Consider the following 25464-nt stretch of genomic DNA (forward strand, 5'->3'; position numbering starts at 1 on the left):
GCTACGTCTCCGTCAGACCAGCCGCGTCACGGTGTTTTCCACACCGAGCAGCGCCTTGCCGTAGACCTCGAAACCCACTGCCGGCAACGCCACCGCGTGGCGGGCGGCCGTGTTGGCGTCGCGCCACCACCGCTGCATCGGGCTGGCCTCGGCAAAGCTGCCAGCGCCATGCGCGGACAGCAGCACGTTCAGCGCATCGGTGACATGCGTGATGACCTGGCCGGTGTGGGCGCGGATGCGCGCCTTCGTCAGGTAGTCGAGCTCGCGGTTCTCTTGCGCGGCACGATCAATCTCGTCGGCGGCCGCGAAGGCCAGCACGTGGGCGGTATCGATCCGCACGGCGGCATCGGCAATCTGGCCCTGGAACAGCGTGGAATGGCTCTGCTTGTCGTACGAGGTAAAGGCGATGGCCCGCTGCGGGGCCTTCTCGATCACGTACCTGAGCGCGGCGCGGCCCATGCCGAGCTGCGCGCCGGCCAGGATCAGCGCCGCCACCGGCACGAAGGCGGCCCGGTAGGCGGCCTCGTCCTTGAATTCGGTGGGATAGACGCCGTCCACGGCGTCCAGGATGTTCATCAGCCGGTGCTCAGGCACGAAGACGTCATTGCCCACGATGCAGTTGCTGCCCGACGCGCGCATGCCGGCCGTGTACCACGTGTCCTCGATGGTCACGTCCTCCATCGGCACCAGCGCCAGGTGCTGCGCCTTGAACGCGCCATTGGCGTCCGACTCGATCACGCCCACCATGGCCCAGTCCGCATGGAGCGACCCGGACGAGAAGTACCACTTGCCGGAGATCCGCAGGCCGCCTTCCACGCGGCGGCACTGGGTCGACGGCGTGAACACCCCCGAGACACGGGCGTCGGGATTGGCGCCGAACACGTCGTCCTGCGCCTGCCGAGGGAACAGGCCGGTGAACCACGCGCAGACATTGGTCAGCGCCACCACCCACGCGGTGCCGCCACATGCCTCGGCCAGCGCGGCGGTGACTTCCAGATGGGCGCGCGTCGTGCCTTCAAAGCCGCCGTAGCGCTTGGGCACCATCAGGCGGAACAGCCCCGCGTCGGCGATGGCTTCGATGTTCTGCTCGGCGGCGCGGCGGTTCTGCTCGGAGGCGACGGCATTGTCGCGCAGCAGCGGTTGCAGCGCTTCGGCGCGGCGCACCAGTTCCTCCAGCGAGGGCGTGGCATGCGAGGGGTAGAACGCTTCGATGACGGCGGCGGATTGGGACATGGCTAATCTCGGCTGTAAATGGATGTGATGGCTTGGGAAGCAAAAACGCAGGCGTGCGCGTCTCCCCCGGCCCGGGTCACACCGGGCCGAACGTCATAGGCTCAGGGAAGAGGCGCCGGCGGTTAGCGGGCGGTGTGGCGCCGTCGGCGCGGTGAGATGCGGGGCATGTGGTCTCCAGTTCTTGTACGAATATGTCAGAACGACATTGATGTCTAATGTAGATCGGCAGTGGTTGTGGGACAAGATCAATCTCCTCGGGAATTGCCCGCATCCGGGCGCTGACCGCCGTCACTCTGACAATCTGTCAGTGGCGCGAGGGCAGAAAGTGACACAGGCGACTGCGGGACCAGTCGCCTGTGTGCGGATAAAACGGGCTTGCGGACCATCACGGCGGCCGCGACAACTTCGCCTTAGAACACGTGCCGGACGCCGACCATCGCGCCCAGTTGCGATGCGCCCGGCGTGGGGTTGGCCCCGGGCGAGCCACTGCTGACCGACAGTGCGAGCTGGCCATCGTTGTTGATGTAGCCCGCCGTGGCGTAGATCGCCGTGCGCTTGGAGAAGCTGTACGTCCCGCGCAGCGCGTAGAGCATCGCCTTGTTGTCGCTGCCGTGATAGCGCAGGTAGTAGAGCTGTCCCGCCACGTTGAACGCGGGCGTCAGGTCGTACGATGCGCCGGCATACCAGAGGTCGCTCAGCCGGGTCAGGCTGCCGTCGTTGTCGCGCCGCAGCCAGCCCGCGCCCAGCTTGGTGCGGTCGAACAGCGCGTAGGCGTTCAGCGACAGCCGGTCGTCGGACTTGCCGCCCGAGTTCAGCCCGGCAAACGCGCCCGGCCCGCCGCGCAGCGAGTCGTAGGCCGCCGCCACGCCAAAGCGCGGCGTTTCATACTGGATCATGGCCGACCATTCGCGGCAATCGGACCGCGCGGCCGGGTTCTCGCCGGCGCAGTTCGTGCCGGCCGGGCCAGGGCCTGCGTTGGCTACGTCGCGCCCAAGGCTGTAGGTGGCGCCCAGTGTCAGGCCGCCGAACTTTCCCTTGTAGGCGATCGCGTTATCGGCCCGGGCGTTCGGTATGTAGCTGTCGATCGATGCCGAGCCGAACGTGTTGGGCCTGAGAATGTCGGGGTCGAGCATGGCCCAGAACAGCATCGTGTACTGGCGGCCCAGCGAAACCTGCCCCCAGTTGCCCGAGAGGCCGACCCATGCCTGCCGGCCGAACAGCCGGCCGCCCTGGTTCATGACGCCCGAGTCCGACGCAAAGCCCGATTCGAGCGCGAAGTTCGCCTTCGTCCCGCCGCCCAGGTCTTCGGTGCCGCGCAGGCCCCAGCGCGACGGGACCATGCCGGAAAGCGAGTTCATGCGCACCACGCTGTTCCCCGCGGCCCCCACGTGGTTGACGTACTCGATGCCGGTATCGACCACCCCATACAGCGTGACCGACGACGGCGATGCCTGCGCGCACGCGAGTGCGGGCATGGCGCTGGCACAGGCCAGCACCAGATTGCGGAACTTCATGGGTCTCCTCCTTCGTCTTTTAGTGTGCCGGCGTCAAGGCCGGGTACCGCTGGAAGTCAGGCGGGGCGCGCACCTCCGGTGGCCTTCGCCAGCACCGCGGCGGCGTCGGTGGCGCCATTGCCGCGCCAGGCGATGTGGTGGTCGGGACGAATCAGCACCGTGGGCGCGCCATAGAGCGCCTGGACTTCGGCATCGCTCACTTGCAGCACGTCGAGCTGGATGCCGAGCGCGTGCGCGGCCTGCCACCACGCCGTGGTGTCATGGCCATCGAACGACAGCAGCGTGAAGTCGCGCCCGAAGCGGTCGAACAGCGGGATGCCGTCGACCATCGCGTGCGGCGCCCGCGAGCCGGGCCAGCCGCTGGCCACGTAGTGATTGGGATCGTCTGGCGGCGGCGTGCCCGGTTCTTGCGCGACGATGGGGCTTTCGAGGTATCGCACGCCCAGTTGCAGGCCCGGGATATTGATCTCGGTCGCGACATGCACGGCCAGCGCGCGCCCCAGTTCGGCACGCGCCGCGTCGCCCGGCGCGCCTGCCAGTTCCAGGCTCGAAGCAATCGGCACGTTGCCGATGCTGTCGGCCATGCGGCGTGCGAACGCGGTGTTGCGCACCGCCATGGGCCGGCGTTCCAGGTCGTAGCTGTCGAGCAGCGCCGGCGGCGCGCTACCCTGCAGCACGGCAGCCAGCTTCCACCCCAGGTTCACGGCGTCGTCGATCGACGTGTTGTAGCCCATGCCGCCCGTCGGCGTGAACAGGTGCGCGGCATCGCCGGCCAGGAAGCAGCGGCCCGCGCTCAGGCGGGTGGCCACGAGCGTATAGCCGGCCACCCACGGCATCATGCCGATCAGCCTGAAATCGTGCGGCGCGCCCACGACGGCCAGCGCCGTGGCGCACGGGTCGATATCGCTGGGCTGCTGGCCGTCCTTCAACTGCACGGCCAGCAGGAACGTGTCGACCCCATCGATGGCGATCAGCAAGCCGCGCTGGCTGGCGTTCACGGCCCAGTACTGCCACGCCCGCTCCTTGCCGATCACGTCGTACAGGTCGCTGGAGCGAAAGTAGATCGACAGCATCTGTCCGCCGAAGAAATCGCGCTTCTCGCCGCCCTGCCCTTCGTACTGGATGCCGAGCGTCTTGCGCACCAGGCTGCGCGGGCCGTCGCACCCGACCACGTAGCGGGCCGTCACGCGCCACGGCGCTCCGCCGTCATGCGGGGCGGCGTCCACCTCCACACCCTCTCCCAGGTCGGCCACCCGGACGGCCCGATGCCCGAAGCGCAGGTCGACGCTCGGATACCTGGCGGCCTCGCGGCGCAGGATGGGCTCGATATACATCTGCTGGGCGCGGTGCGGCAGCTCGGGCGTGGGCCAGGCGGACGCGCCATAGTCGCCAAACACCGCGCGGCTGGCCGCCTGCGCCCGGCTGGGCACGCGGAAGCGCGACAACTCGGCATGGGCCAGGCGCGTGCAATAGACCAGGTCCTGCGGATAGTCGGGCGGCAGGCCCAGCGCGCGCACATCCGCCGAAAAGCCACGGCGGCGGTAGTGTTCCATCGTGCGGGCGGATGTCGCGTTGGCCTTCGGGAAATCCGGCGGATCGACATCCTCTTCCAGCACCAGGCATCGCACGCCGCGACAGCCCAGTTCGATGGCCAGCATCAATCCGGCCGGACCACCCCCGACGATCACGACGTCGGTATCCACGGTGTTTGCAACTGACGTGTTCACAACTGATCTTCCTGTCTGCTTCGGATTAATTGACCGTGGCGCCGGTGCGCTTGATCAGCTCTGCATAGCGCTGGCTGTCGCGTGCGACCCACTCGGCAACCTCGTCGCTGCTGCCGGGTGCTGGCGCAAAGCCGAAGGTGGCCAGCTTTGCCTTGACGTCCGGGTCGCCCAGCGCCGTGCGCACGGCCTTGCCGATGGCGTTGACCGTCGCCGGCGGCGTGCCGGCCGGCGCCAGCAGTGCCACCCAGCTGGATGCTTCCAGCCCTGCCGGGCCACCCGCCTCGGCCAGCGTCGGCACATTGGGCAGCACCGGCGACCGCGCACTGTCGGCCACGGCCAGCACGCGCAGCTTGCCCGCCTGGATCAGCGGGCCCGCCGTGGCATAGGTGCCCAGCGCCCACGTGACTTCGCCGTTGGCCACGGCGGTGTAGAGCTGCGCCGTGTCCTTGTACGGGGCGTGCAGCATCTGCGTGGCCGTGGCCGCTTCAAGCTGCGCCGCGCCCAGATGGCCGGTACTGCCAACCGCCCACGAGCCGTACGTCACCGCATCGGGTGCCTTCCTGGCCGCGGCGATCAGTTCGGGCACCGTGCGAATCGGGCTTTGCTGCGAGACCACGATGAAGAAGGCCGTGCGGTACAGGCCAGTGACCGGCACGAAGTCGCGGCGCGGGTCATAGGGCAGCCGTTTGAACAGGCCGGGATTGATGGCAAGGTGCCCCACATCCGCCACGACCAGTTCGTGCCCGGTAGCCGGCGCGCGCTTGCCCGCCTCCATCGCGATGAAGCCGTTGCCGCCCGGGCGGGAATCGACGATGACGGGCTGGTTCCAGACCTTGCCAAGCTGTTCGCCGAGCAGGCGCGATACGGCGTCGGGGCCGCTGCCGGCCGGGAAGGGGCTGATCAGCCGGACCGCGCGGGACGGAAATGCCTGCGCGTGTGCCGACGGCGCCGCCAGCAGCGCTAGCGCCGCACCAGCGGAGACGGCCGCAAGCGTCAGCAAGGCGCGGGATGAGAACGCGGTAGGCGCGGGGGCGCCGGCCGGCACGATGCGGCCAGCGTGGGGGCGAGTCATGAATTGTCTCCGTGTGGTTCTTATGTATGTGTACGCCATCGTAGGAAGCCCTACTGACAACCAACAGATGGCAGAATTGCCCCATCGATGCCTGATTGGCATCAGTCCGCTCGAATCCAAGGCCATCCTATGAAACTGCATCACCTGCGCGACTTTGTTGCGATTGCCGAGACACGGAGCATCCGGGGCGCCTCGCGCCAGCTTGGCCTGACCCAGCCGGCCCTGACGCGCAGCCTGCGCGAACTGGAGACCGAACTGGGCGCGCCGCTGCTGGAGCGGCATGCGCGCGGCGTGGTGCCGACGCCCATCGGGCAGGCGTTCCTGCGCCGCGCGCATGCCGCGATGGAAGAGATTCGCCGCGCACAGGAGGAAGTGGCCCAGATGCGTGGCACGCAGACGGGCACTGTGGCAGTGGGTCTGTCCGGCGCCACCTGGCTGGGGCTGGTGCCCGAGGTGTTTCCGGCCTTCCGCAAATCGCATCCGGCCGTCCGGCTGCGCATGGTGGAAGGCTTCTTCCCGGCGTTGGAAGGCCGCCTGTCGGACGGCACCCTCGATTTCTACATCGGCCCCCGGCCCGAACGCATCGACGCCGACCGCTACAGCGTGGACCTGCTGTTCCAGAACGATCGGGTGGTCGCCGGGCGTCGCGGCCACCCGCTGCGCCAGGCCCTGCAACTGGCGGAGCTGGTCGACGCGGAATGGATCCTGACCGGCGCGCGCGAGCCGCTGGAGCGTGAGTTTGCCGAGGTGTTCGCCGGCTACGGCCTGAATCCGCCGGTGGCCATGGTGCAGGCGGAATCGATGATCGGCGTGGCGGCGCTGCTGTCGATGACCGACGCGCTGGCGTTGCTGCCCCGCCAGTGGATCGACTCACCGCTGTTCGCCGGCGTGGTGGAGATGATCGCCATCGAGGAACGGATGGACAGTGCCGATATCGTGCGCATCGCCCGTGCCGGGCTGCCGCTGACCCCGGCGGCATCGCATCTGGCCACGCTGTTCGAGCGCGAGGCCGGCCACTACGCCCGCCAGCGCGCGTCGCGGCACGCCCTGCCCGGCTAGCCGCGACGCTTAGTCCGCGGCTGGCGGATTCGCGGCAATCCGTTCGAATATCACGCCCTGCGGCGGCTGCGTGTCAGGCAACGGCGCATAGGCAAACGTCGTGGCCTCCGTTTCCGGCAAGCCCAGCGCCCGGAGGATGGCCAGGATGACTTGCTCGGGATAGTCGGCGGCCGCGCCGGGCCGCAGCATCGTGCCGATGCCATACACCAGCGCGCCCAGCGACAGGTCGCGCGCCACGTCCACCTGCGCGATCGGAAAACGGCCGCTCTCGATGCCGATCTCCAGGTCGCGCGTCATGTAGGCGTCCAGCAGGCGCCCCCGCGAACCCCGCCGCGTGCCCACGCGCGTGATGAACGCGCCCCACAGCGGGTAGCGGATCGCCATATGCATGTAGAGCCGGCAGCCCACTGCCATGCGCATCGCCGGGTCGTCGAACTGCCGCACGACGGGGTCGATGACGGCCAGCACCTCGTCGCTCACCTCGCCCGCCACCGCTGACAGCAGCTCGCCCGTGGTGCGGAAATAGTTATAGAACGTGCCACGCGCGACCCCGGCGGCGGCGATGAAGTCGTCGATCATCGCGCCATCGGGGCCTTTCTCGGCAAAGACGGCCAGGGCCGACTCCATCAGCCGGTTGCGGGTGTTCTCTCGCCGGATGGCCGCCACCCGGGTGCGGTGGTCTTCGGTGGGCGACTCGGGTACGTCGATCTCGCTTTTAGCTGACATATCTGTCATTCCATGGATGGCGCTCGATTCTAGCAGCGCAACGGTCGCGGGTTTCCCCTAGTCAATTCCATATTGATGAATTCGTCAACTTGACTAGAATTCGACCTGACAAGTTCGTCAAGATGAAAACCGGAGACTCCAGGATGCGTTTCGTCAGTGTTGAATTTCAGGGCAAGCATGCGGTGGGCGTGCGGGAAGGCGGCAGGGTCCGCGTGCTGGGCGACGAATCGCTGGAGTCGCTGCTGGCGCGCGGCGTGGACCTGGTTGCCCATGCCGCGCAGGCCAGTGGCGGAGAATGGCTGGACATTGGCGAGGTCAAGCTGCTGCCGCCGCTGTCGCGCCCGCCCAAGATCATCTGCGTGGGGCTCAACTACGCCGACCACACGAAGGAAAGCCCGTACGAGCAGCCCGATTACCCGACGCTGTTCTTCCGCGTCCACACCAGCCTGGTGGCACACCGGCAGCCCCTGGTGCGGCCCGCCGTGGAAGACTGCGCCGGGCTGGACTTCGAGGGCGAAGTGGCCGTGGTGCTGGGCAAGGGCGGCCGCCATATCCGCAAGCAGGACGCGCTGTCGCACGTGGCGGGCTATTCGCTGTTCAATGATGGCTCCGTGCGCGAGTACCAGTTCAAGGCTCCGCAGTGGACGGTGGGCAAGAACTTCGACGGTACCGGCGCTTTCGGGCCGGACCTCGTCACCGCAGACGAACTGCCGCCCGGTGCGCGCGGGCTGCAGTTGCAGACGAAGCTGAACGGCCAGGTGGTGCAGTCGGCCAGTACCGACGACATGATCTTCGACGTCGAGACGCTGATTTCCATCATCTCGGAAGCCATCACGCTGGAAGCGGGCGACGTGATCGTCTCCGGCACGCCGGCAGGCATCGGCTGGGCCCGCGAGCCCAAGCTGCTGATGAAACAGGGCGACGTGTGCGAGGTGATCGTGGAAAAGATCGGCACGCTGTCGAATCCGATCGTCGACGAAGCGAAGTAACCCGCCGCCAGCGCATGTAGAACAGGCCGCCAGCGTACGCGCCGGCGGCCAATCCCGGAGACAGTCATGCCCGATACACAGGTGGCGGGTGCCCGCGCGGCCGTCCATTCGATCGACCATTTCGCGCTGAACGTGCCCTCCCTTGCCGACGCCGCCCGCTTCTACCGCGCGTTCGGGCTCGACGTCAGGGAGCCCGCCGGTGGCGCCGAGCTGGCCCTGCACGCGGCCGACGGACACCGCTGGGCGCGCATCCTGCCGGCTTCCGCCAAGTCCCTCGCCTACCTGAGCTTCAATGGCTACGCGCGCGATATCGACGCGCTGGCGCGCCAGGTCCACGCATCCGGCGCCACGCTCGCCAGCCCCCCGCCCGGTGCGGACCCGGACGGTCTGTGGTTCCACGATCCGGACGGCAATCTGCTGCAGGTGCGGGTGGGTCCCAAGACCAGCCCCAGCGCCAAGGCGCCGCACGTGACCGTGGGCGCTGGCGCCAATGCGCGAGGCGCCGTGGTGCGCTCGCAGGTGCAGACCGTCCATCCGGAGCGGCTGTCGCACGTGCTGCTGTTCACGCCCGATGTGCTGCGGGCGGTCGATTTCTACGCACGCGCCATCGGGTTGCGGCTGTCGGACAAGTCGCTGGACATCATCGCGTTCACGCACGCCCCGCACGGCAGCGACCATCACCTGGTGGCGTTCGCCAAAAGCACCGCCCGCGGCTGGCACCACGCCGCGTGGGATGTCCGCGACCTCGACATGGTGGGGCAAGGCGCAGCGCAAATGGCGGCCGCCGGGTACACGCGGGGCTGGGGGACGGGCCGCCACGTGCTCGGCTCGAACTATTTTCACTACGTGCAGGACCCGTGGGGATCGTTCAACGAGTACTCGGCCGACATCGATTTCGTCGCCGCCGACCACCCCTGGCCGGCCGGCGATTTCGCGCCCGAGGACTCGCTCTACCAGTGGGGCCCCGACGTGCCGGCGGACTTCATCCGAAACACCGAAGCACCGGACGCCGCCGCGCAGTGACTACGCCGCCGACAGCGGACGCAACACCGGTGGCCGCTGCAGATCCGGAGACGCCGCCGCGAGAATGTCGGCACGCACGCCATTGCGGGGCGGATAGATGCGTTCGCGGTTGATGACCTGCTTGGTCTGCTTGGCCTGCTCGCCCACGGCAACCACTTCGCGGTTCCAGCCCTGGGCGTAGACGGCACCGGCCGGGCCGAGGTCGATGATGTTGGTGTACCAGTCGATGTTCAGCGCCAAAAGGTCCTTGCCGAACAGTTCGCACACCGCGTTGTGGCCCGCGTAGCGACCCATCGGCCGGGCATGCTGGCAAGACATGACGGACGGATGCACGCCGTCTATCAGCGCGTGCGCGACGTCGCCCGCCGCGTACACGTCGTCCACGCCCTGCACGCGCATGTAGGCGTCGACCATCAGCCGGCCCTGCGCGTCGCGCTCGGCACCGAAACACGCGGTCAGCTCGCTTGCGCGCATGCCGGCGCACCAGACCACGGTGGACGTGTCCAGATGCCGGCCATCGGACAGTGTCAGGCCATGCGCGTCCAGCGACTTGACCGTTGTGCCCGGCAGCAGTTCGATGCCCAGTTGCCGGCAGGTCTTCTCGATCACGGGTTGGGCGCCGCCGAGGTGGCCGGCGATCCGGGCGCCACTGTCGACCAGGATCACGCGTACTTGCCGGGCCGCATCGGGCTGGCCGGCAGCCACGGCCACGGCCCGCAGGCGCGCCGGCAGCTCGCAGGCCAGTTCCACGCCCGTGGCGCCCGAGCCGACCACCACGGCCGTCCACTGGCCGGGAGACGGTGCACGGCCCGGCAGCGCGGCGATGTGGTCCTGCAGCCGGCGGGCCTCCGCGTAGGTGTCGACGTCGAACGAACAGACATCCACGGCCGCGATCTGCGGGCGGACGAGCTTGCTGCCGCTTGCCAGGATCAGCTTGTCATAGTGCTTCAAGATCGTCCGGCCATCGCGCTCGATGGCCACGGACCGCGCCCTGGGATCGATATCGGCGACGATGCCCACCTGCAGCGCCACGCCGATCGGGTCCAGCACGTCGTGCAGCGGCACCAGCGTGGCAGCCAGGTCATCCTCATAGTTGCGCACGCGGATGCTGTGCTGATCGTCCCGATTGACCAGCGTGATCTGGACGGCCTTGTCCAGTTCTTGCGCCATGCGCGCCGCCGCCGCAGCCGCCCACAGCCCGGCAAAGCCCCCACCGATGACTACGATTTCCTTCACCTGAGTTTCCTCGCTGTTTGGGGCCATGCCCCGTGTTTGACTGTGCCGATCGACATGGGAATAATGCGAGTTATCGCTCGTCTTTTCAACTCGCATTCCGACCATGCCACGCGCCGCCGAGACAACACCCCGCAAAGCCCCACGGCAGCGCCGCTCCATGGCGATGGTGGACACCATCCTGGAGGCCAGTGCTCGCGTTCTGAAGGAACGGGGATATGCCGAAATGAGCACCAACGCGGTCGCGCAGCGCGCCGGCATCAGTGTCGGATCGCTCTACCAGTACTTTCCCAACAAGGCGTCGCTGCTGGCCGCGCTGCACCAGCGGCACGCCACCGAGATGGCCGAGTCGATCGAAGCCGTGCTGGCCGCGCCCCATGGAGAGGGCCTGCCGGGGGCGGTTGCCAGCCTGATCCGCGCCACCATGGCCGCGCATGAGGTGGAGCCCGAGCTGCATCGTCTGCTGGAAAGGGAACGGCCGCTGCTGGAGGCCAACATGGGCGCGGCCGGGGATCGCATCCATCGCCACGTGGTCGAGCTGCTGCACCGGCATCGCGCCGCGCTGCGCCACGACGACCTGGACATGGCAGCCTGGATGACGATCAAGATGACGGAGGCGCTGGTGCACGCCGCCGTGCTGGAAACCGTGGACGGCAAGGACGCCCGAAACGTCGAGGGCGCCATCGTCGACGGCATTCTGGGGTTTCTGTCGGCGGCGCCGGCCCGCCGGAACTGAAGCGGGCTGGCGTCCCCGGGGCTTAGCGCAGGGCAGCCTGCGGCACGACCGACGCGTCGGCGATCAGCACCGGCCAGTCTGCAACCGGCACGGAGAACGTCACGGTGTTCGGACTGTTGGCGGCGATGCCACCGGCCGGCACTGCATAGACCCTGCCGTCCATCATGTCGACATAGCGCGGCTGGCTGCCAGCGGCGGCCATTTCGGTGAAACCGATCTTGCTGCAGGTGACCTGCACCACGGCACGCGGCTCCGCGTCGTCGGCCACGGGCAACTTCGTCATCTTCCAGACGCCGATGACCGTGGAGGCCGCACCGTTCCTGGTCTGCTTCCAGGCGTGGGCGGTATAGCCGGCCGGCGCCACGCAGCCGTGATCCGGTACGGGCTGCATGCGGTTGTCGAACAGGGCCGTGACGTTCTGGAACGCGCCGTAGGCGATCTTCTTGCCGTGGACGCGCTGGTCGCCATTCAGGAACGGCGAATCGTTGTTCGGGTCCCAGACGCCGGTGGTGAGCAGCCCCTTGGTGTTCTTGGCGTCGTTGTAGTGCAGGTCCGTGATCGTGAACATGCTGGTCTCGATGCCGCGGGCCAGGTCGCCCAGCACCCGGCGCAGGTTGTACTTCGCCTGGTTCTTCTCGGTCCAGACCAGCGCGCCCTGGTTGCACATCGCGTAGGTGTTGCACGGGGTGGACGGGGCGCCGTTCTCGTCCATGCGCACGCGAAAGCCGTAGCCCGCCACCAGCGCCAGGAAGTTGTCCATGCTCTGCTTGTCCCAGGCCGAGTGGTCGTAATCCACCGCGGTCGTGTAGGGGTGGAACGCCACGTAGACGTCCCCGCTTGGCACGCTCGGCCCCTTGTTGTCGTAGAAGTACTTCAGCGACGTCAGGATGTAGTTGCGCGCCTCCTGGTTCGCGGCGCTGTCATTGCAGTTTTCCAGGCAGCCCAGCACGTAGTGCACCGTGTACCACGACCCGATCGTCAGCTTGGCCTCGGGCTGGATGCGCTTGATCAGCCTGGCGGTCTCGACGATGAGCGTCTTGTAGGTGTCCAGGTCCTTGGTGGGCTCGTTCCAGATCTGCCAGTCGTTCACCTTGTCCTTGTAGCGCATGACCGTGGCGGCCACGAAGTTCAGGAAGCGCTCCTTGCCTTCGCCGGTCGGAAACGCGCCGCCCAGGCTTGCGGTGCCGCAGTCGGTGCAGCCGGGACGCACGTTGCCATAGCCCAGGAAGACCAGCGGCGCCTGCCCCTGCGCGATGGCGCCGTCGACGATTTCGTCGAGTTTGGCGAAGTTGTAGGTGGCGGGCGTGGTGATGGTTTGTTCGATGTCGTTCCAGCCCGACTGGACGCGCACCTTTGTCGTCCCGAGCGGATTCAGGTACTCGCGCCAGTTCGAGAACACGCTGAAGTCGCGGTCGGTGGTCTCGCCGCCGATCATCAGCGTGCTGCTCAGGCCCTGCGCCTTGAGTTCCATCGTGGTACGCGGCTTGATGCGGCCAAGCTGCGTGTAGCCGCTGGCGGCCACCGGCTGCAAGGCGGCGTAGCTGGCCGGGTCCGCATCGAGAATGGCGCGGGTTTCGGCGCTGACCGGCGGATTGATGGACGGCGTCGGGCCGGGCTGGGTGGGTGAATTGGCCGGCGGTGGCGCCGTGGGGGAACTGGTAGGCGGTGTGCCAGCCGATGCCGGGGAGTCGTCGCCCCCGCAGCCGGCCATGACGGCGGTCAGCGCTGCCACTGCGACAAGGCTGGCGAGTTGGGTCAAGTTTCGTTGGTACATGTGTCTCCTCTTTGGGTTTTGTTCAACGTGACCTGCTGCGGCATGAATTTTGGATAATCCATAATTCATGCACGCGTGCCTGGGATAGCTGGGCGATAGAAGCTCCTAGAGAATGGAAAGACGGGGCGACGGCCGTGCGCCGGTGTCGAGCACGTCCATCAGTTGGAACAGTTGGCCATCTTCGGGACGGATGTCATCGGGCTGCCATTGCGGCCGGACCAGCGATGTCACGAACACCGAGCCGTCCGGCCCCGGGCACGGCATGCTGGGGGCCTGGCATGGCAGCGCCACGGTGAAGCGCCACGCCCCATCGCCAGGCGCATAGACGTTGAGGCGCCCGGCCGACACGCCTGCCGACCAGTAGTTGCCGGCGTCGTCCACAAAGGCGCCATCGGGCCGCCCTTCCTGCTCGCCGGCCCTGATCCATGGCGCGATGGCGTCGAGCGTCCCCGTATCGGCCTGCCATCGCGCCCGATAGACCACGCCGGCAAGGCTGTCGGAGAAGTAGAACGTTTGCGCGTCGGCCGCCCATGCGAAGCCGTTGGCGGTGTACAGGCCATCGTGCACGACATGGCAGCGGCCGGACGCATGCAGCGCATGGATGCGGCCCGTGGGCTGGCGTGCCCCGGTGTCGTCCATCGAGCCGAACAGGAACCAGTTGCCACAGGGCGATACCCGCCCCTCGTTCAGGCGGTTGCCCGGCCGGTCCGGCTCGGGATGCGCCACGGTGCGGAGCTTGCCGGTGACCGGGTCCAGCACGGCCAGTTCGTCGCTGAGGGCCAGCACGATGCGGCCGTCAACGCGCCGGCAGTGTGCGCCGACGGGTTTGTCGAGATGCCAGGTGGTCATCAGTCGCGTGCGCGGGTCCAGCACATGGAAGGCTGGCGCGCGCACATCGATCCACGCGAGCTGGCCGGCATCCCACACCGGACACTCGCCAACGCGGTTGCCCACGCGGAATTCCCTCAGGCGCAGCCCGTCGGCGGTACGCCGTTCGCGGACTTCAACGAGGCGCGTCGAATGCCGAACGATCACCGTCGTACTCCTCCGCGGCAAAGCTGCCGCCCTGGTAGAACTCCGCCACCGGGTCCTGGGATGTCTTGCCGCGCAGCGCCCCGGCATAGGCATCGGCCGAGTCCTGCGGCGCATAGCCCAGCGCGTAGGCACGCGAGTTGTCCCACCACGTCAGCGAATTGTGGGACACGCCGTAGACCAGGGCCTCATCGAACGCCGCCGTCAGGCCGACGCGCACCAGTTGCGCCAGATCGCGCGGGCTGATCCAGTGCGACAGCATGCGGGCATCCAGCGGCGCCTCGGAGCAATGGCCGATACGCATGCCGAAGGCCCTGATGCCGAACTTCTGCGCATAGAGGCTGGCCACGGCCTCCATGAACACCTTCGACACGCCATAACGCGAGTCCGGACGCGCCGCATCGTTGCTCCCGATGATGACCGAGCGGGGATACATGCCGACCGCATGGTTGGAACTCGCATAGACGATGCGGCGCACGCCGGCCGCGCGGGCCGCTTCCCACAGGTTCGCCACGCCCGCCACGTTGGCCGGCAGGATCACGTCCCACGCGGCTTCACGCGGATAGCCCGCAAAATGCACGATGGCGTCGGCGCCTTGCAGCATCGGCCCCAAGGCATCGGCGTCTTCCAGCGAGCACTGCCATGCCGTCTCGTTCGGATGCAGCGTGGCGACGGCACGCTGGTCGCACAGCCGCACTTCACCGGCCATTTGCGCCAGCAGCGGCCGCACGTGCTGCGCCAGGCGCCCCGCCGCGCCGGTCAGCACCACGACTGGCAAGGTTTGCTCAGGCATAGCGATGACGCTCCCGCGACTGCCAATCGGCGTATTCGGCCTGCAGCGCCGGGTTCAGCAGCGGATACAGGCCCGGCAGCGCGCTGCCCGCCAGGATCTTCTCGTTGACCCAGTCCTCGTACATCGTCTGGCCAATCGACTCCTGCGCCACTTCCTCGGCCAGGTGCTGCGGGATGCAGACGATGCCTTCCTCGTCCGCCACCATGATGTCGCCGGGATAGACACTGACGCCCGCACAGGCGATGGGCAATTGCAGGTCGACCGCATGGTGGCGAATCAGGTTGGTCGGCGCCGACGGGCGCGTGTGCCAGGCCGGGAACGCCATGTCCGCGATTTCAGGGCTGTCGCGGAAGCCGCCGTCCGTGACTACCGCGGCGCCACCCCGCTTCCACAGGCGGGTCACCAGCAGGTTGCCCGACGACGCCGCGCTGGCGTCGCCCCGGCTGTCCATCACGAGCACGTGGCCGGCCGGGCATTCCTCGATGGCCACCCGCTGCGGGTGGCGCGGGTCCTCGAAGGCGCTGATCGGGTCGAGGTCTTCGCGCGCGGGGATGTAGCGCAGCGTGAACGCCGGCCCCACAAAGCGGCACGCCTGCGGGTTCAGCGGCTTCAACCCCTGCAGGAAGACATTGCGAAAGCCGCGCTTGAACATGATGGTGGTCAGCGTGGCAGTGGAGACCCGCATCAGGATCTCGCGCGATTTTTCGGACAAAGGCATGGTCGTCTCCATGGTTCTGTGATCTTGAGGTTATCGGTCGGTCAGGCGGGCCCGGCTGCGCCGCGCCTGCAGGTAAGGGATTTCGTGCTCGGTGCCGGGCTCCCAGCCGCCCGCGGGCAGCGCGATGTTGCGCTCGCTGGGATGCGCGGCGACGAAGGCGTGATCGAGCGAGGTGCCAAGGCCCGGTTCGGCAGGCACGTCGATATATCCATCGCTGGCCTGCAACGACCGCGTCACGGCGGCCTGCTTGCCATCCCAGTCCGGCTCCAGCCGCTCCAGGATCAGCCCGGTGGGCGACGCGGCCATCCAGTGGACCGCCGCGAACTCGGCCACCGGCCCGAGCGAACCGGAATGCGGCGCCACCAGCAGCGCCCTGGCCTCGGCCAGCGCCGCGATCTTCTTGAGTTGCGTCGGGCCGCCGGTGCGTCCGGTGTCGGGCTGCACCACATCGACGAGGCCGCTGCCGATAAGCTGGTCGAACTCGGCCAGCGTCCCCAGCCGCTCGCCGGATGCCAGCGGCAGCGCCACGCTGTCGCGCACGCGGCGCCAGCCGAGCGCATCGTCGGGCGCCACCGGCTCTTCCAGGAACAGCAGGTTCGTCCCTTCCAGCGCGCGGCCCACCGCCACGGCGTCGGCACCCGTGAGCCACGCCGGGCCGTGCAGGTCGACGATGAGGTCGACATCCGGCCCGATGGCTTCGCGAATCGCCCAGGCACGTTCCACGATTTGCCGGGTGCCGCCCACCTTCAGCGCCCGCACGCCGCGCGCCACGGCGGCACGCGCGGTGTCCGCGTCCTTGACGTGCGCGTAGTAGGGAACCCGGTCCCGCACGCGGCCGCCCAGCAAGTCGCAGAGCGGACGCCCCAGTGCCTGGGCCTTGATGTCCCACAGCGCAGTGTCGATGGCGGCCAGCGCCCCGCCACCGACGACGCCCAGATGGCCGTGGCCCATCGTCGCCACGCGCAACTTCTGGTGCAGCCGTTCGGTCTGAAACGCATCTTCGCCCACCAGCAGCGGTGCCAGGTCAGGCAGCGCCGCGGCCACCACGCGTGGCCAGCCGGAGCCTTCGCCCAGACCGACCAGTCCCTCTTCCGTATGGATCTCCGCGAACAACCAGTTGCGGCCCGATGCCAGTGCGCTTTTGCCCGCCCCGCCCCATGCGGTATGCGTGGGCGCGCCTGCCTGCATCAGATGAACGTTGACCCGAGTGATTTTCATGGTTGCCAATGCGCTTACTGCGGCTTGATGTTGGCCGACTTGATCAGCGCGGACCAGCGGTCCAGTTCGTCGACATAGAGTTTCTGAAAATCGGCCGGGGCCGCGCTGGGCTTGACCTCCATGCCAAGCGCCTGCACCCGCGCGCGAACGGCCGGCTGCTGCAGGGCCTGGTTCAGCGCGTCGTGCAGCCGGGCGATGACCTGCGGGGGCGTGCCGGCCTTGACGGCCAGTCCTTGCCAGCTACGGATATAGGTCTCCTTGGGCAGCCCGGCCTGCGGTGCCGTGGGCGCGGCAATGCTGGCCACCGGTTCGGCCTGCATGACCGCCAGCGGGCGCACCTTGCGGGCTTCGATATACGACTTCAGGGTGCCGGACCCCAGGTCAAACATCACGTCGACCTCGCCCGACATCAGCCCCTGCAGCGCGGGCGTGCCGCCGCGGTAAGGCACGTGCAGCGCCGGCACGTGTTCCGCCCGCTTGAACAGTTCCAGCGCCAGGTGCGACGACGTGCCGATGCCGCCGCTGCCCACGCGCAGCCCGCCATCGGTGCGGCGCGAAGCCGTGACCACGTCGGCCGCCGTCTTGTACGGCGACGACGCCGCGGCCAGCATCAGCACCGGCACGCTGGTCATCTGGCCCACCATCGCAATATCGGTGCGCGGGTTGTAGGGCACGCCGATCATCGACGGATTGGTGGCCAGGTGGATCGCGGCGAAGATGACCGAATAGCCGTCGGCCGGCGCGGCCGGTGCGGTCTGGGTGGCGATGTTGCCGGACGCGCCGCTGCGGTTGTCGATCACCACGGGCTGCCCGAGCGACTTGGCCATCTGCTCGGCCACGGCACGCGCCACCGTGTCGGCGGCACCGCCGGGCGCGAAGCCCACGATGAGCTGGATGGGGCGGGACGGATAGGGTGCGGGCGCCGCGGCGCCGCTTTCTACCAGCCCAAGGCTGGCGGTCATCAAAAACGCAAGGCGCAGGACGCCCTTACCGAATGTCATTTCGGCTGTCTCCTTGTTGATTGGAAATTTTCTCGTGGCGCCCGGGCGGGCGCGCACGGCTAGTGCGGCTTGTCGATCATGCGCAGCAGGTCGTCCCGTGCGGACTCGGCGTGTTCCAGGGCAACCTTCGCGGCCAGCGCCGCATCGCCCTTGCGCACGGCGGCTACCAGCTTCCGGTGCTGTGCGATCACGGCGTCCTTGCGCTGCGCGCCGTAGCCCAGCGATCGCCGCAGCGCATCCACCAGGCTAGACCGGGACCCCAGCACGTCCACGGCCGGCTGGTTGCCCGCCACGCCGTTGAAGACGCGGTGGAATTCGCGGTTGGCCGCCACGCACGCGCCAATGTCGGTGCCCGTCACCAGTTCCTCGTGCCGCAGCCGCGCGGCGTCGATGGCCTGCAGGTCCTCGGGCGTCGCCAGCGTGGCTACCTTGGCGGCCAGCATTTGCTCGATGGCGCCGCGCATGTCGTAGATGTTGGCGATGTAGGTGGCGTCGACCGTGGGAATCACGGCGCCACGGTGCATCTGCATGTCGATGATCCCCTCGCCCTGCAAGTGCAGCAGTGCCTCGCGAACCGGATTGAGGCTCACCTCGTACCGGTCGACCATCTGCGCGAGCGTGATATGCGCGCCGAGCGGCCAGACGCCAGCCGCGATATCGGCCCGGATCTGCTCGCGGAGCCGGACGTACGTGGGGGTGTTGATACGTTGCATGGTCGTGGAAACCCGGTTGCGTTTGGTGGAACGTGAGCTTACTATACATTGGATTTTCCAAAATCCAAAATCCAATGAGATACGAGAACCTGATCGACGGGCAATGGATGGGCGCCGAGCGGTGGGCGCCGAACATCAATCCTTCGGAAACCACGGAGGTCATCGGCTACGCGGCCCTGGCCACGCCTGATATGGCCGAACAGGCGATTGCCGCCGCGTCCAGTGCCTTTCCCATGTGGTCCCAGAGCCCCGTCCAGCAGCGCGCCGACGTGCTGGAGCGTGTGGGCATGGAAATCCTCGCCCGCAAGGACGAGCTGGGCCGGCTACTGGCCCGTGAAGAAGGCAAGACGCTGCGCGAGGCGATTGGCGAGGTCACGCGCGCCGGCCACATCTTCAAGTACTACGCGCAGGAAGCGCTGCGCCCCCATGGTCAGCACCTGCCCTCCACCCGGCCCGGCATCGAGGTAGAAGTCACGGCCGAGCCTGTCGGCGTCATCAGCATCATCACGCCTTGGAACTTCCCGATTGCGATTCCCGCCTGGAAGATCGCCCCTGCCCTCGCCTTCGGCAACTGCGTGGTGTTCAAGCCGGCCGAGCTGGTGCCCGGCTGCGCCTGGGCGTTGGCCGACATCCTGTCGCGCAGCGGCCTGCCGCACGGCGTGTTCAACCTCGTGATGGGCCACGGCGCGGAACTGGGCGCCACGTTGACCACAGATCCGCGCGTGACGGCCATCTCCTTCACAGGATCAGAGGCGACCGGACGACGCATTGCACTCGCCGCGGCAGCGGCCGGCAAGCGCCTGCAACTGGAGATGGGGGGCAAGAATCCGCTTGTGGTGCTGGACGATGCCGCGCTGGACGTGGCCATCGACGCCGCGGTACAGGGCGCCTTCTACTCCACCGGTCAGCGCTGCACGGCATCGTCCCGGATCATCGTCGCCGACGCCATCCACGACCGCTTTCTTTCCGCCTTCGTGGCAGCGACAAGCCAGTTGCGGGTGGGCCATGCGCTGGAGGACCGCACCGATATCGGCCCCGTCGTCGATGCGGTACAGCTCGACAAGAACCTGCGGTATGTCTCGATCGGGCAGGACGAAGGGGCGCGGCTCGTGGTCGGCGGCGAGCGGCTCCGTACCGATACCGAGGGATTCTTCTTCTCGCCAGCCATCTTTGCCGATTGCCACCCGGACATGCGCATCGCGCGGGACGAAATCTTCGGCCCCATCGCGGCCGTGCTGCGCGCCCGCGACGACGACCATGCGCTGGCGCTGGCCAATGACTCCAGCTTCGGCCTGTCGGCCGGGGTGTGCACGCAATCGCTGGCGCGGGCCACGCGCTTTCGACGCGGGCTCCAGGCCGGGATGGTGATGGTCAACGCGCCCACGGCAGGCGTCGACTACCACGTGCCGTTCGGCGGCACCAAAGGTTCCTCATCGGGCCCCCACGAACAAGGCTGGGCAGCGCGGGAGTTTTTCCCCACGAGCAAGACCGCATACATCCAGGCCTGACGCCGGCGCGCCAACACACGTTTTCGCAGTCCCACGGTGGCGCGCCGCAATCGGCCGCCGCCTTACATCCATCCAAAAAATCACGGAGACAACATGAGGAAGATCATCCTGCCGCTATGCGTGGCCTGCGGCGGTGCGAGCCCGACACTGGCCCTGGCGCAGTCGAGCGTCACGCTGTACGGCCTGGTCGATACCACCATCCGCTACACCACGCACGAGAATGCGAACGGCAGCGGCAAGGTCCAGATGGGCGACGGCGTGCTGACCGGCACGCGCTGGGGCCTGGCAGGCACGGAAGACCTGGGCGGTGGCTACCAGGCGCTGTTCGTGCTGGAAAACGGCTTCCTGCCCGACACGGGCATGGCCTCGCAGGGGGGGCGCCTGTTCGGCCGCAAGGCTTTCGTCGGCCTGTCCGGCGACTTCGGCACGCTGAAGCTGGGCCGCGACTTTACCGTGATCCACGAAGTCATCGCCAGTTACGACACCATGGCGCTGCCCAACCTGGGCCTGGTCGCCTTCCAGAGCGGCAACTACACCGGCGGCGTGCGGCAGGACAACATGCTGAAGTACGCGGGCACGTTCGGCCCCGTGACGCTGGCCGCGCAACATGCCTTTGGCGAAGTCGCCGGCAGCTTCAAGACGTCCTCGTCCACCGGGGCCAGCGTGACGTACGCCAGCGGCCCGCTCAAGCTGGCCGGCGGCTACCAGGTCATGCGCGACACCAGCACCTACTTCGGCACGGTCGTGCCCCTGAGCGACCAGCAGGTCTGGTCCGTCGGCGGCACGTACAAGCTGGGCAGGACGCAGTTCAACGCCGGCTTCACCCGGAGCACGTACAACAACGCGGGCTATCGCGACAACGCGTTCTACGCGGGCGCCAAGCACTCGTTCAGCGACGCATGGATGCTGCTGGTCACAGGCACCTACGACCGCATGAAGATCAACGGCGACAGCGGCAACCGCTTCACCGGTGCGGTCATGCTGGACTACAACTTCAGCAAGCGCACCGACGTCTACATCGAAGCCGACTACACGACCCTCAACGGCACGTGGCGCACGCTGGCCGCGCAGCCCACCTTCGTCACGCCGTTCTACGGCCATGGCACGCGGATTGGCGTGACGACCGGCATTCGCCACAAGTTCTGAATGGGGGTGCGTGCCAGCCGGGCCGCGGTGAGGGGTCCGGCTGGTACGAGGCCAGGGGGTCGAACTTCCGTGCAGAGGCTATTGCAGCCACTGCCCCATCATGCGCAGGATCTCCGCCTTCACCTCTGCGGGATTGATCGACGCCTTGTTCAGCCCCCTACCCCCCAAAACACTCCGCCCCGATCTTGTAGCCCGCGGCGGATTCCACCGCCTGCGTCACGAACGGCAACGTCATCGGATTGCCGATTTCCTTGTGGAAGGCGACCCAGAGTTCCAGCGCGGGAACGTCCCGATCCGCCAGGCGGCGATAGACCACCCCCTTGATGGGCTGCGCGGCGGCGGACGCCGGCACCAGCGACACCGCGATGCCGGCCGCCACCATGGACATCATCGCGTGATGGCGCGCGGCATCGTGCATCCGCAGCGGCACCACGTTGTGCTCTGCCAGCCAGGTCATCATCAGGTCGTGCGCGTACTGCCCGAATCGCCGCTCCAGCGTGGCCAGGCTCTGGCCGTCGAGGTCGCGGGCGTGGACCTTGCGCTGCGTGGCCAATGGATGATCGACCGGCACGGCCAGCACGTAGGGCTCTGACATCAGCCGCCGCGCCTGCAGGCGCGGATCGGTAACCGGCGGCCGGAGGATGGCGACGTCGAGTTCATTGCGCAGCAGGGCCTGCAGCATGGCCTCCGAGCTGATCTCGCGCAGCGAGTACAGGACGCCGGGCACGCGCGCGGAGAACCGGCGCAGGATGTTTGGCACGAGTTCCACAGCGGAGATTGCCGTCAGGCCGATGCTGAGATGGCCGACGTCCTCGCCCCGGTTGGCCTGCGTCACCATCTGGCGGGCGCGATGTTCGATATCGAACAGCTTCTCGGCCTCGGCGCGCAAGACCTGCCCTGCCGGCGTCAGCCGCACGCTACGCTTGGTGCGCTCGAACAACTGCGCGCCGATCTGGGCTTCGAGCTGCTTGATCTGCAGGCTCAGCGGCGGCTGCGTCATGTTCAGCCGGCGCGCGGCGCGCGTGAAATTCAGTTCGTCGGCCAGCACCAGGAACGAGGTCAGCACACGGAGTTCGAGTGGGTTGTACATATACAGGCGCTGTATAAATGAGATACAGAAGTAATATTGGAAATATAACTCGCCTGGTCGCAGAATGTCTTCACCCGGCCGCCCCATGCGCCGTGACAACGACAAGATGCGAGACATGACCATCCAGCACCCCATCGACGACCGCCTGCCGGCACTGCTGCGCGGCGACCAGCCCCTGCGCGGCATCTTCACGGCAATGCCCAGCCCGGCCCTCGTGGAAATGTGCGCCTATGCCGGCTTCACATTCGTCATCATCGACAACGAACACGGCGCCGCGGATTTCGAAACCACCGAGCATATGCTGCGTGCGGCGCGGGCCAGCGGCATCATTCCGGTGGTGCGCTGCTTCATGGAAGACATCCCCCGCGTGCTGGACATGGGTGCCAGCGGCGTGCAGGTGCCGATGATCGAGACCGCCGACGATGCGCGCGAGCTGGTACAGCGCGTGCGCTACCCGTCCATCGGCCGGCGCGGCAGCGCTTTCAGCGGGCGGGCCGCCGGCTACGGCGCGTTTCCCGGCGCGGCGCATACGGCGCGCAGCAATGCGGGGGTGGCGCTCATCGCCATGATCGAAACGCCCACGGGCGTGGCCAATGCCGAGGCCATTGCCGCCGTGGATGGCATCGACGCGGTGTTCGTCGGCCCCAACGACCTTGCCCACGCGATGGGCTATGGCAACGACTGGAAAACGCCCGCCGTGGCCGCGGCCATCGAGCAGGCGCTGCGTGCGGTCCAGTCGCAGGGCAAGTGCGCCGGCATCATCGCGCTCAGCCCCGATGACGAGCGACGCTATGGCGCATTCGGTGCCCGCTACTTCGCCACGGTCGCCACCAGCCTGATCACCCAGGCGTTCCGTCAGGCCGCCCAGGGCGGGCAGGACGTCGTCTCACCCGCGTTGCGCTACTAGCGCGTCGCGCCGGCTCGCGCGCGTTCTGGTGCGCCGGCATCCAACCATTTCAAGACATCGCAGGATCGCAGCGGCGACCGGGCGCAGTGCGTCCCGGCGTCGTGCGCGCCTGGCACTCATCCAAGGAGATACAGCATGGCCCAATACTTGAAGACGTCGAAGCCGCAGGCAGTGAAGACCGAAATCCAGGCGCAGGTGCGCGATACCGTCGCCGGCATCCTGGCGCAGATCGCCAGCCGGGGCGACGCTGCGGTGCGCGAGTACTCGGCCCAGTTCGACAAGTGGGAACCGAAGCAATTCCGCCTGTCGCAGGCGGAAATCGAAGCGTGCGTGGCGTCGCTGTCGCCCGATGTGCTGGCCGATATCCGCTTCGCGCAGGACCAGATTCGACGCTTCGCGCAGATCCAGAAGGATTCGATGCACGACGTCGAGGTCGAGACGCTGCCGGGCGTGGTGCTGGGCCACAAGAACCTGCCCGTCAACAGCGTCGGCTGCTACATCCCCGGTGGCAAATATCCGCTGGTGGCATCGGCCCACATGAGCGTGCTGACCGCAAAGGTGGCCGGCGTGAAGCGGGTGATTGCCGCCGCCCCGCCGTTCGATGGCAAGCCGTCGCCGGCCATCGTGGCCGCCATGCATCTGGCCGGCGCCGACGAGATCTACTGCATGGGTGGCGTGCAGGCCATCGCCGCGATGGCACTGGGGACGGAACATATCGAACCCGTCGACATGATCGTGGGCCCCGGCAATGCTTATGTGGCCGAAGCCAAGCGCCAACTGTTCGGCCGCGTGGGCATCGACCTGCTGGCCGGCCCGACGGAGACGCTGATCATCGCCGACGATACCTGCGATGCCGAACTTGCCGTGGCCGACCTGCTGGGCCAGGCCGAGCACGGCCCCAACTCTCCCGCCATCCTGCTGACCAACTCGCGCGCCCTTGCCGAAGCCGTGCCGGCCGAGATCACGCGCCAGCTGGCCATTCTGCCGACGGCGCCAATCGCCCGCGTGGCGTGGGAGGAATATGGCGAGATCATCCTGTGCGATTCGTACGAGGAGATGGTGGCCGAGGCAGACCGCATCGCGTCGGAGCACGTGCAGGTCATGACCCGCGATCCGGACTACTTCCTGCAGCACATGACGAACTACGGCGCGCTGTTCCTGGGCGCCCGCACCAACGTGTCCTATGGCGACAAGGTCATCGGCACCAATCACACGCTGCCGACCACGCGCGCCGCGCGCTACACGGGCGGGCTGTGGGTGGGCAAGTTCATCAAGACCTGCACGTACCAGCGCGTGACGACCGACGAGGCGTCGGCCATGATCGGCGAGTACTGCTCGCGGCTGTGTGCGCTGGAAGGCTTTGCCGGACACAAGGAACAGGCCGACATTCGCGTGCGCCGCTACGGCAAGCCGCGCCACGCAGCATGAGCAACGCCGCGCGCACGGCCATGAGCGGGCAGATCGATTTCACGGGCAAGGTGGTCGTCGTGACCGGCGCCGCCGGCGGACTCGGGTCCGCCATCTGCCACGCATTCGCCGAGATGGGCGCGTCGGTGGTGGCCGGGTACAACCGCTCGGCCGACGACGCCCTGGCGTTGGCGCGCGCCCTGCCCGTGCCCGGCCCCGGCCAGGTCAGCCAGATCGGCCATGTGGCCCTGCCGTTGCCAGTGACCGAAAGCGCCGCGCTGGCGCGCAGCGCCGCCCAAGTTGCCGAAGCGTTCGGCCGTGTGGATGTGCTGGTCAATTGCGCGGGCACCACGCGGTACGTGCGGCACGATGACCTCGACGGGCTCGACGATGCGCTCATCGACATGGTGCTGGCCACCAACGTGCGCGGGCCGATCGCGATGGTGCGGGCATTCCGCACGCTGCTGGAGGCGGCGGACAGCCCGGTCATCATCAACATCTCGTCCGTCGCGGCGCGGACGGCCATGGGCAGCAACATCGCCTACTGTGCGTCCAAGGCGGCGCTGGACAACGTGACGGCGTCGCTGGCCCGCGCACTGGCGCCACGCATCCGCGTGCTGTCGGTCTCGCCCGGGCTCGTCGACACCGATTTCGTGCGGGCGATGGACCCGGCCTGGCGCGACATGCAGGCGCGGCTGACACCGCTCGGCCGGCTTGCCGACCCCGCTGAAGTGGCCACGGCGGTACTCGTGGCCGCTGGCGCGATGCCGTTCACCACTGGCGTGGCAATTCCCGTCGACGGCGGGCGGCCCTTGTACTGACGCCCCGCCCCGCCTTACCTTCCC

The 25464-nt window shown here is 67.8% G+C and carries 23 protein-coding genes; 9 read left to right on the forward strand and 14 right to left on the reverse strand.

The window, feature by feature from the left end; genetic code table 11:
* Positions 1 to 12 precede the first annotated feature (12 nt).
* The 4 genes from EPAKOI_RS19785 to EPAKOI_RS19800 all read right to left on the reverse strand — a co-directional run bounded on the left by EPAKOI_RS19785 (position 13) and on the right by EPAKOI_RS19800 (position 5546).
* Positions 13 to 1233 (reverse strand): acyl-CoA dehydrogenase family protein, encoded by a 1221-nt coding sequence (locus EPAKOI_RS19785; RefSeq protein WP_423194387.1) that lies wholly within the window; start codon positions 1231 to 1233, stop codon positions 13 to 15.
* Between the two features lie 410 nt (positions 1234 to 1643).
* The gene (locus EPAKOI_RS19790; RefSeq protein ID WP_423194388.1) at positions 1644 to 2747 is read right to left on the reverse strand and encodes a porin; all 1104 of its coding nucleotides are present in this window, start codon (positions 2745 to 2747) and stop codon (positions 1644 to 1646) included.
* 56 nt (positions 2748 to 2803) lie between these two features.
* Entirely contained in the window at positions 2804 to 4450 is a 1647-nt protein-coding gene (locus EPAKOI_RS19795; protein WP_423194389.1) for an FAD-dependent monooxygenase, read from the reverse strand.
* 49 nt (positions 4451 to 4499) lie between these two features.
* On the reverse strand, positions 4500 to 5546 hold the full coding sequence (locus tag EPAKOI_RS19800) for a Bug family tripartite tricarboxylate transporter substrate binding protein (RefSeq protein WP_423194390.1): 1047 nt from the start codon (positions 5544 to 5546) through the stop codon (positions 4500 to 4502).
* A gap of 129 nt (positions 5547 to 5675) precedes the next feature.
* Between EPAKOI_RS19800 and EPAKOI_RS19805 the strand changes: the two genes are divergently transcribed.
* Positions 5676 to 6605: a LysR substrate-binding domain-containing protein gene (locus tag EPAKOI_RS19805; RefSeq protein WP_423194391.1), complete on the forward strand. Its 930-nt coding sequence runs from the start codon at positions 5676 to 5678 to the stop codon at positions 6603 to 6605.
* A gap of 9 nt (positions 6606 to 6614) precedes the next feature.
* Here EPAKOI_RS19805 and EPAKOI_RS19810 read toward each other — a convergent pair whose 3' ends face one another.
* Positions 6615 to 7331: a TetR/AcrR family transcriptional regulator gene (locus tag EPAKOI_RS19810; RefSeq protein WP_313836312.1), complete on the reverse strand. Its 717-nt coding sequence runs from the start codon at positions 7329 to 7331 to the stop codon at positions 6615 to 6617.
* 143 nt (positions 7332 to 7474) lie between these two features.
* Between EPAKOI_RS19810 and EPAKOI_RS19815 the strand changes: the two genes are divergently transcribed.
* Together EPAKOI_RS19815 and EPAKOI_RS19820 are read left to right on the forward strand one after the other, a co-directional pair.
* Positions 7475 to 8320, forward strand: coding sequence for a fumarylacetoacetate hydrolase family protein (locus EPAKOI_RS19815; RefSeq protein WP_423194392.1), 846 nt, complete (start codon positions 7475 to 7477; stop codon positions 8318 to 8320).
* A 66-nt stretch (positions 8321 to 8386) separates the two neighbouring features.
* Positions 8387 to 9343: a VOC family protein gene (locus EPAKOI_RS19820; RefSeq protein ID WP_423194393.1), complete on the forward strand. Its 957-nt coding sequence runs from the start codon at positions 8387 to 8389 to the stop codon at positions 9341 to 9343.
* Here the strand turns inward: EPAKOI_RS19820 and EPAKOI_RS19825 are convergent, their stop codons facing one another.
* A complete protein-coding gene (locus tag EPAKOI_RS19825; protein ID WP_423194394.1) occupies positions 9344 to 10579 on the reverse strand; it encodes an NAD(P)/FAD-dependent oxidoreductase in 1236 nt (411 codons plus the stop codon).
* 223 nt (positions 10580 to 10802) lie between these two features.
* Here EPAKOI_RS19825 and EPAKOI_RS19830 point away from each other — a divergent pair, with 223 nt between their 5' ends.
* Positions 10803 to 11312 carry a TetR/AcrR family transcriptional regulator gene (locus EPAKOI_RS19830; protein ID WP_423194395.1) on the forward strand — a complete coding sequence of 170 codons (510 nt, stop codon included), beginning with the start codon at positions 10803 to 10805 and terminating at the stop codon, positions 11310 to 11312.
* Between the two features lie 22 nt (positions 11313 to 11334).
* On the opposite strand, the gene EPAKOI_RS19835 is transcribed toward EPAKOI_RS19830, so the two are convergent.
* From EPAKOI_RS19835 to EPAKOI_RS19865, 7 genes are all read right to left on the reverse strand, one after another.
* Positions 11335 to 13086, reverse strand: coding sequence for a hypothetical protein (locus EPAKOI_RS19835; protein WP_124686578.1), 1752 nt, complete (start codon positions 13084 to 13086; stop codon positions 11335 to 11337).
* A 105-nt stretch (positions 13087 to 13191) separates the two neighbouring features.
* Positions 13192 to 14121, reverse strand: a complete 930-nt coding sequence (locus EPAKOI_RS19840) for an SMP-30/gluconolactonase/LRE family protein (RefSeq protein WP_423194396.1) — start codon at positions 14119 to 14121, stop codon at positions 13192 to 13194.
* Positions 14090 to 14911 carry an NAD-dependent epimerase/dehydratase family protein gene (locus EPAKOI_RS19845; protein WP_423194397.1) on the reverse strand — a complete coding sequence of 274 codons (822 nt, stop codon included), beginning with the start codon at positions 14909 to 14911 and terminating at the stop codon, positions 14090 to 14092. The genes EPAKOI_RS19840 and EPAKOI_RS19845 overlap by 32 nt, the downstream gene beginning before the upstream one ends.
* On the reverse strand, positions 14904 to 15629 hold the full coding sequence (locus EPAKOI_RS19850; protein ID WP_423194398.1) for a ribonuclease activity regulator RraA: 726 nt from the start codon (positions 15627 to 15629) through the stop codon (positions 14904 to 14906). The genes EPAKOI_RS19845 and EPAKOI_RS19850 overlap by 8 nt, the downstream gene beginning before the upstream one ends.
* A gap of 30 nt (positions 15630 to 15659) precedes the next feature.
* Positions 15660 to 16847, reverse strand: coding sequence for a mandelate racemase/muconate lactonizing enzyme family protein (locus EPAKOI_RS19855; protein WP_423194399.1), 1188 nt, complete (start codon positions 16845 to 16847; stop codon positions 15660 to 15662).
* 14 nt (positions 16848 to 16861) lie between these two features.
* The gene (locus EPAKOI_RS19860; RefSeq protein ID WP_423194400.1) at positions 16862 to 17809 is read right to left on the reverse strand and encodes a Bug family tripartite tricarboxylate transporter substrate binding protein; all 948 of its coding nucleotides are present in this window, start codon (positions 17807 to 17809) and stop codon (positions 16862 to 16864) included.
* A 98-nt stretch (positions 17810 to 17907) separates the two neighbouring features.
* A complete protein-coding gene (locus EPAKOI_RS19865; RefSeq protein ID WP_124686572.1) occupies positions 17908 to 18561 on the reverse strand; it encodes a GntR family transcriptional regulator in 654 nt (217 codons plus the stop codon).
* 74 nt (positions 18562 to 18635) lie between these two features.
* Between EPAKOI_RS19865 and EPAKOI_RS19870 the strand changes: the two genes are divergently transcribed.
* Together EPAKOI_RS19870 and EPAKOI_RS19875 are read left to right on the forward strand one after the other, a co-directional pair.
* On the forward strand, positions 18636 to 20069 hold the full coding sequence (locus EPAKOI_RS19870; protein ID WP_423194401.1) for an aldehyde dehydrogenase family protein: 1434 nt from the start codon (positions 18636 to 18638) through the stop codon (positions 20067 to 20069).
* A gap of 93 nt (positions 20070 to 20162) precedes the next feature.
* Positions 20163 to 21215, forward strand: a complete 1053-nt coding sequence (locus EPAKOI_RS19875) for a porin (protein WP_423194402.1) — start codon at positions 20163 to 20165, stop codon at positions 21213 to 21215.
* Between the two features lie 157 nt (positions 21216 to 21372).
* Here the strand turns inward: EPAKOI_RS19875 and EPAKOI_RS19880 are convergent, their stop codons facing one another.
* On the reverse strand, positions 21373 to 22305 hold the full coding sequence (locus EPAKOI_RS19880) for a LysR substrate-binding domain-containing protein (protein WP_172966185.1): 933 nt from the start codon (positions 22303 to 22305) through the stop codon (positions 21373 to 21375).
* Between the two features lie 115 nt (positions 22306 to 22420).
* Here EPAKOI_RS19880 and EPAKOI_RS19885 point away from each other — a divergent pair, with 115 nt between their 5' ends.
* From EPAKOI_RS19885 to EPAKOI_RS19895, 3 genes are all read left to right on the forward strand, one after another.
* On the forward strand, positions 22421 to 23212 hold the full coding sequence (locus tag EPAKOI_RS19885; RefSeq protein WP_124686568.1) for an HpcH/HpaI aldolase family protein: 792 nt from the start codon (positions 22421 to 22423) through the stop codon (positions 23210 to 23212).
* 135 nt (positions 23213 to 23347) lie between these two features.
* Complete coding sequence (hisD, locus tag EPAKOI_RS19890; protein WP_423194403.1) at positions 23348 to 24640, forward strand: histidinol dehydrogenase; 1293 nt, start codon at positions 23348 to 23350, stop codon at positions 24638 to 24640.
* A complete protein-coding gene (locus EPAKOI_RS19895) occupies positions 24637 to 25440 on the forward strand; it encodes an SDR family NAD(P)-dependent oxidoreductase (protein ID WP_423194404.1) in 804 nt (267 codons plus the stop codon). Before hisD ends, EPAKOI_RS19895 begins: the two co-directional genes overlap by 4 nt.
* Positions 25441 to 25464: the final 24 nt, after the last annotated feature.

The sequence above is a fragment of the Cupriavidus sp. H18C2 genome (assembly GCF_049393795.1).
In the GTDB taxonomy this organism is placed as follows: Bacteria; Pseudomonadota; Gammaproteobacteria; order Burkholderiales; family Burkholderiaceae; genus Cupriavidus; species Cupriavidus pauculus_C.

Bases quoted from the DNA above. Each gene is read 5' to 3' on its own strand.
- EPAKOI_RS19855 (WP_423194399.1), bottom strand. From the start codon at position 16,847: ATGAAAATCACTCGGGTCAACGTTCATCTGATGCAGGCAGGCGCGCCC.
- EPAKOI_RS19815 (WP_423194392.1), top strand. From the start codon at position 7,475: ATGCGTTTCGTCAGTGTTGAATTTCAGGGCAAGCATGCGGTGGGCGTG.
- EPAKOI_RS19785 (WP_423194387.1), bottom strand. From the start codon at position 1,233: ATGTCCCAATCCGCCGCCGTCATCGAAGCGTTCTACCCCTCGCATGCC.
- EPAKOI_RS19790 (WP_423194388.1), bottom strand. From the start codon at position 2,747: ATGAAGTTCCGCAATCTGGTGCTGGCCTGTGCCAGCGCCATGCCCGCA.
- EPAKOI_RS19800 (WP_423194390.1), bottom strand. From the start codon at position 5,546: ATGACTCGCCCCCACGCTGGCCGCATCGTGCCGGCCGGCGCCCCCGCG.
- EPAKOI_RS19830 (WP_423194395.1), top strand. From the start codon at position 10,803: ATGAGCACCAACGCGGTCGCGCAGCGCGCCGGCATCAGTGTCGGATCG.
- EPAKOI_RS19865 (WP_124686572.1), bottom strand. From the start codon at position 18,561: ATGCAACGTATCAACACCCCCACGTACGTCCGGCTCCGCGAGCAGATC.
- EPAKOI_RS19880 (WP_172966185.1), bottom strand. From the start codon at position 22,305: ATGTACAACCCACTCGAACTCCGTGTGCTGACCTCGTTCCTGGTGCTG.
- EPAKOI_RS19875 (WP_423194402.1), top strand. From the start codon at position 20,163: ATGAGGAAGATCATCCTGCCGCTATGCGTGGCCTGCGGCGGTGCGAGC.
- EPAKOI_RS19860 (WP_423194400.1), bottom strand. From the start codon at position 17,809: ATGACCGCCAGCCTTGGGCTGGTAGAAAGCGGCGCCGCGGCGCCCGCA.
- EPAKOI_RS19870 (WP_423194401.1), top strand. From the start codon at position 18,636: ATGAGATACGAGAACCTGATCGACGGGCAATGGATGGGCGCCGAGCGG.
- hisD (WP_423194403.1), top strand. From the start codon at position 23,348: ATGGCCCAATACTTGAAGACGTCGAAGCCGCAGGCAGTGAAGACCGAA.
- EPAKOI_RS19810 (WP_313836312.1), bottom strand. From the start codon at position 7,331: ATGTCAGCTAAAAGCGAGATCGACGTACCCGAGTCGCCCACCGAAGAC.
- EPAKOI_RS19820 (WP_423194393.1), top strand. From the start codon at position 8,387: ATGCCCGATACACAGGTGGCGGGTGCCCGCGCGGCCGTCCATTCGATC.
- EPAKOI_RS19885 (WP_124686568.1), top strand. From the start codon at position 22,421: ATGACCATCCAGCACCCCATCGACGACCGCCTGCCGGCACTGCTGCGC.
- EPAKOI_RS19850 (WP_423194398.1), bottom strand. From the start codon at position 15,629: ATGCCTTTGTCCGAAAAATCGCGCGAGATCCTGATGCGGGTCTCCACT.
- EPAKOI_RS19895 (WP_423194404.1), top strand. From the start codon at position 24,637: ATGAGCAACGCCGCGCGCACGGCCATGAGCGGGCAGATCGATTTCACG.
- EPAKOI_RS19835 (WP_124686578.1), bottom strand. From the start codon at position 13,086: ATGTACCAACGAAACTTGACCCAACTCGCCAGCCTTGTCGCAGTGGCA.
- EPAKOI_RS19845 (WP_423194397.1), bottom strand. From the start codon at position 14,911: ATGCCTGAGCAAACCTTGCCAGTCGTGGTGCTGACCGGCGCGGCGGGG.
- EPAKOI_RS19805 (WP_423194391.1), top strand. From the start codon at position 5,676: ATGAAACTGCATCACCTGCGCGACTTTGTTGCGATTGCCGAGACACGG.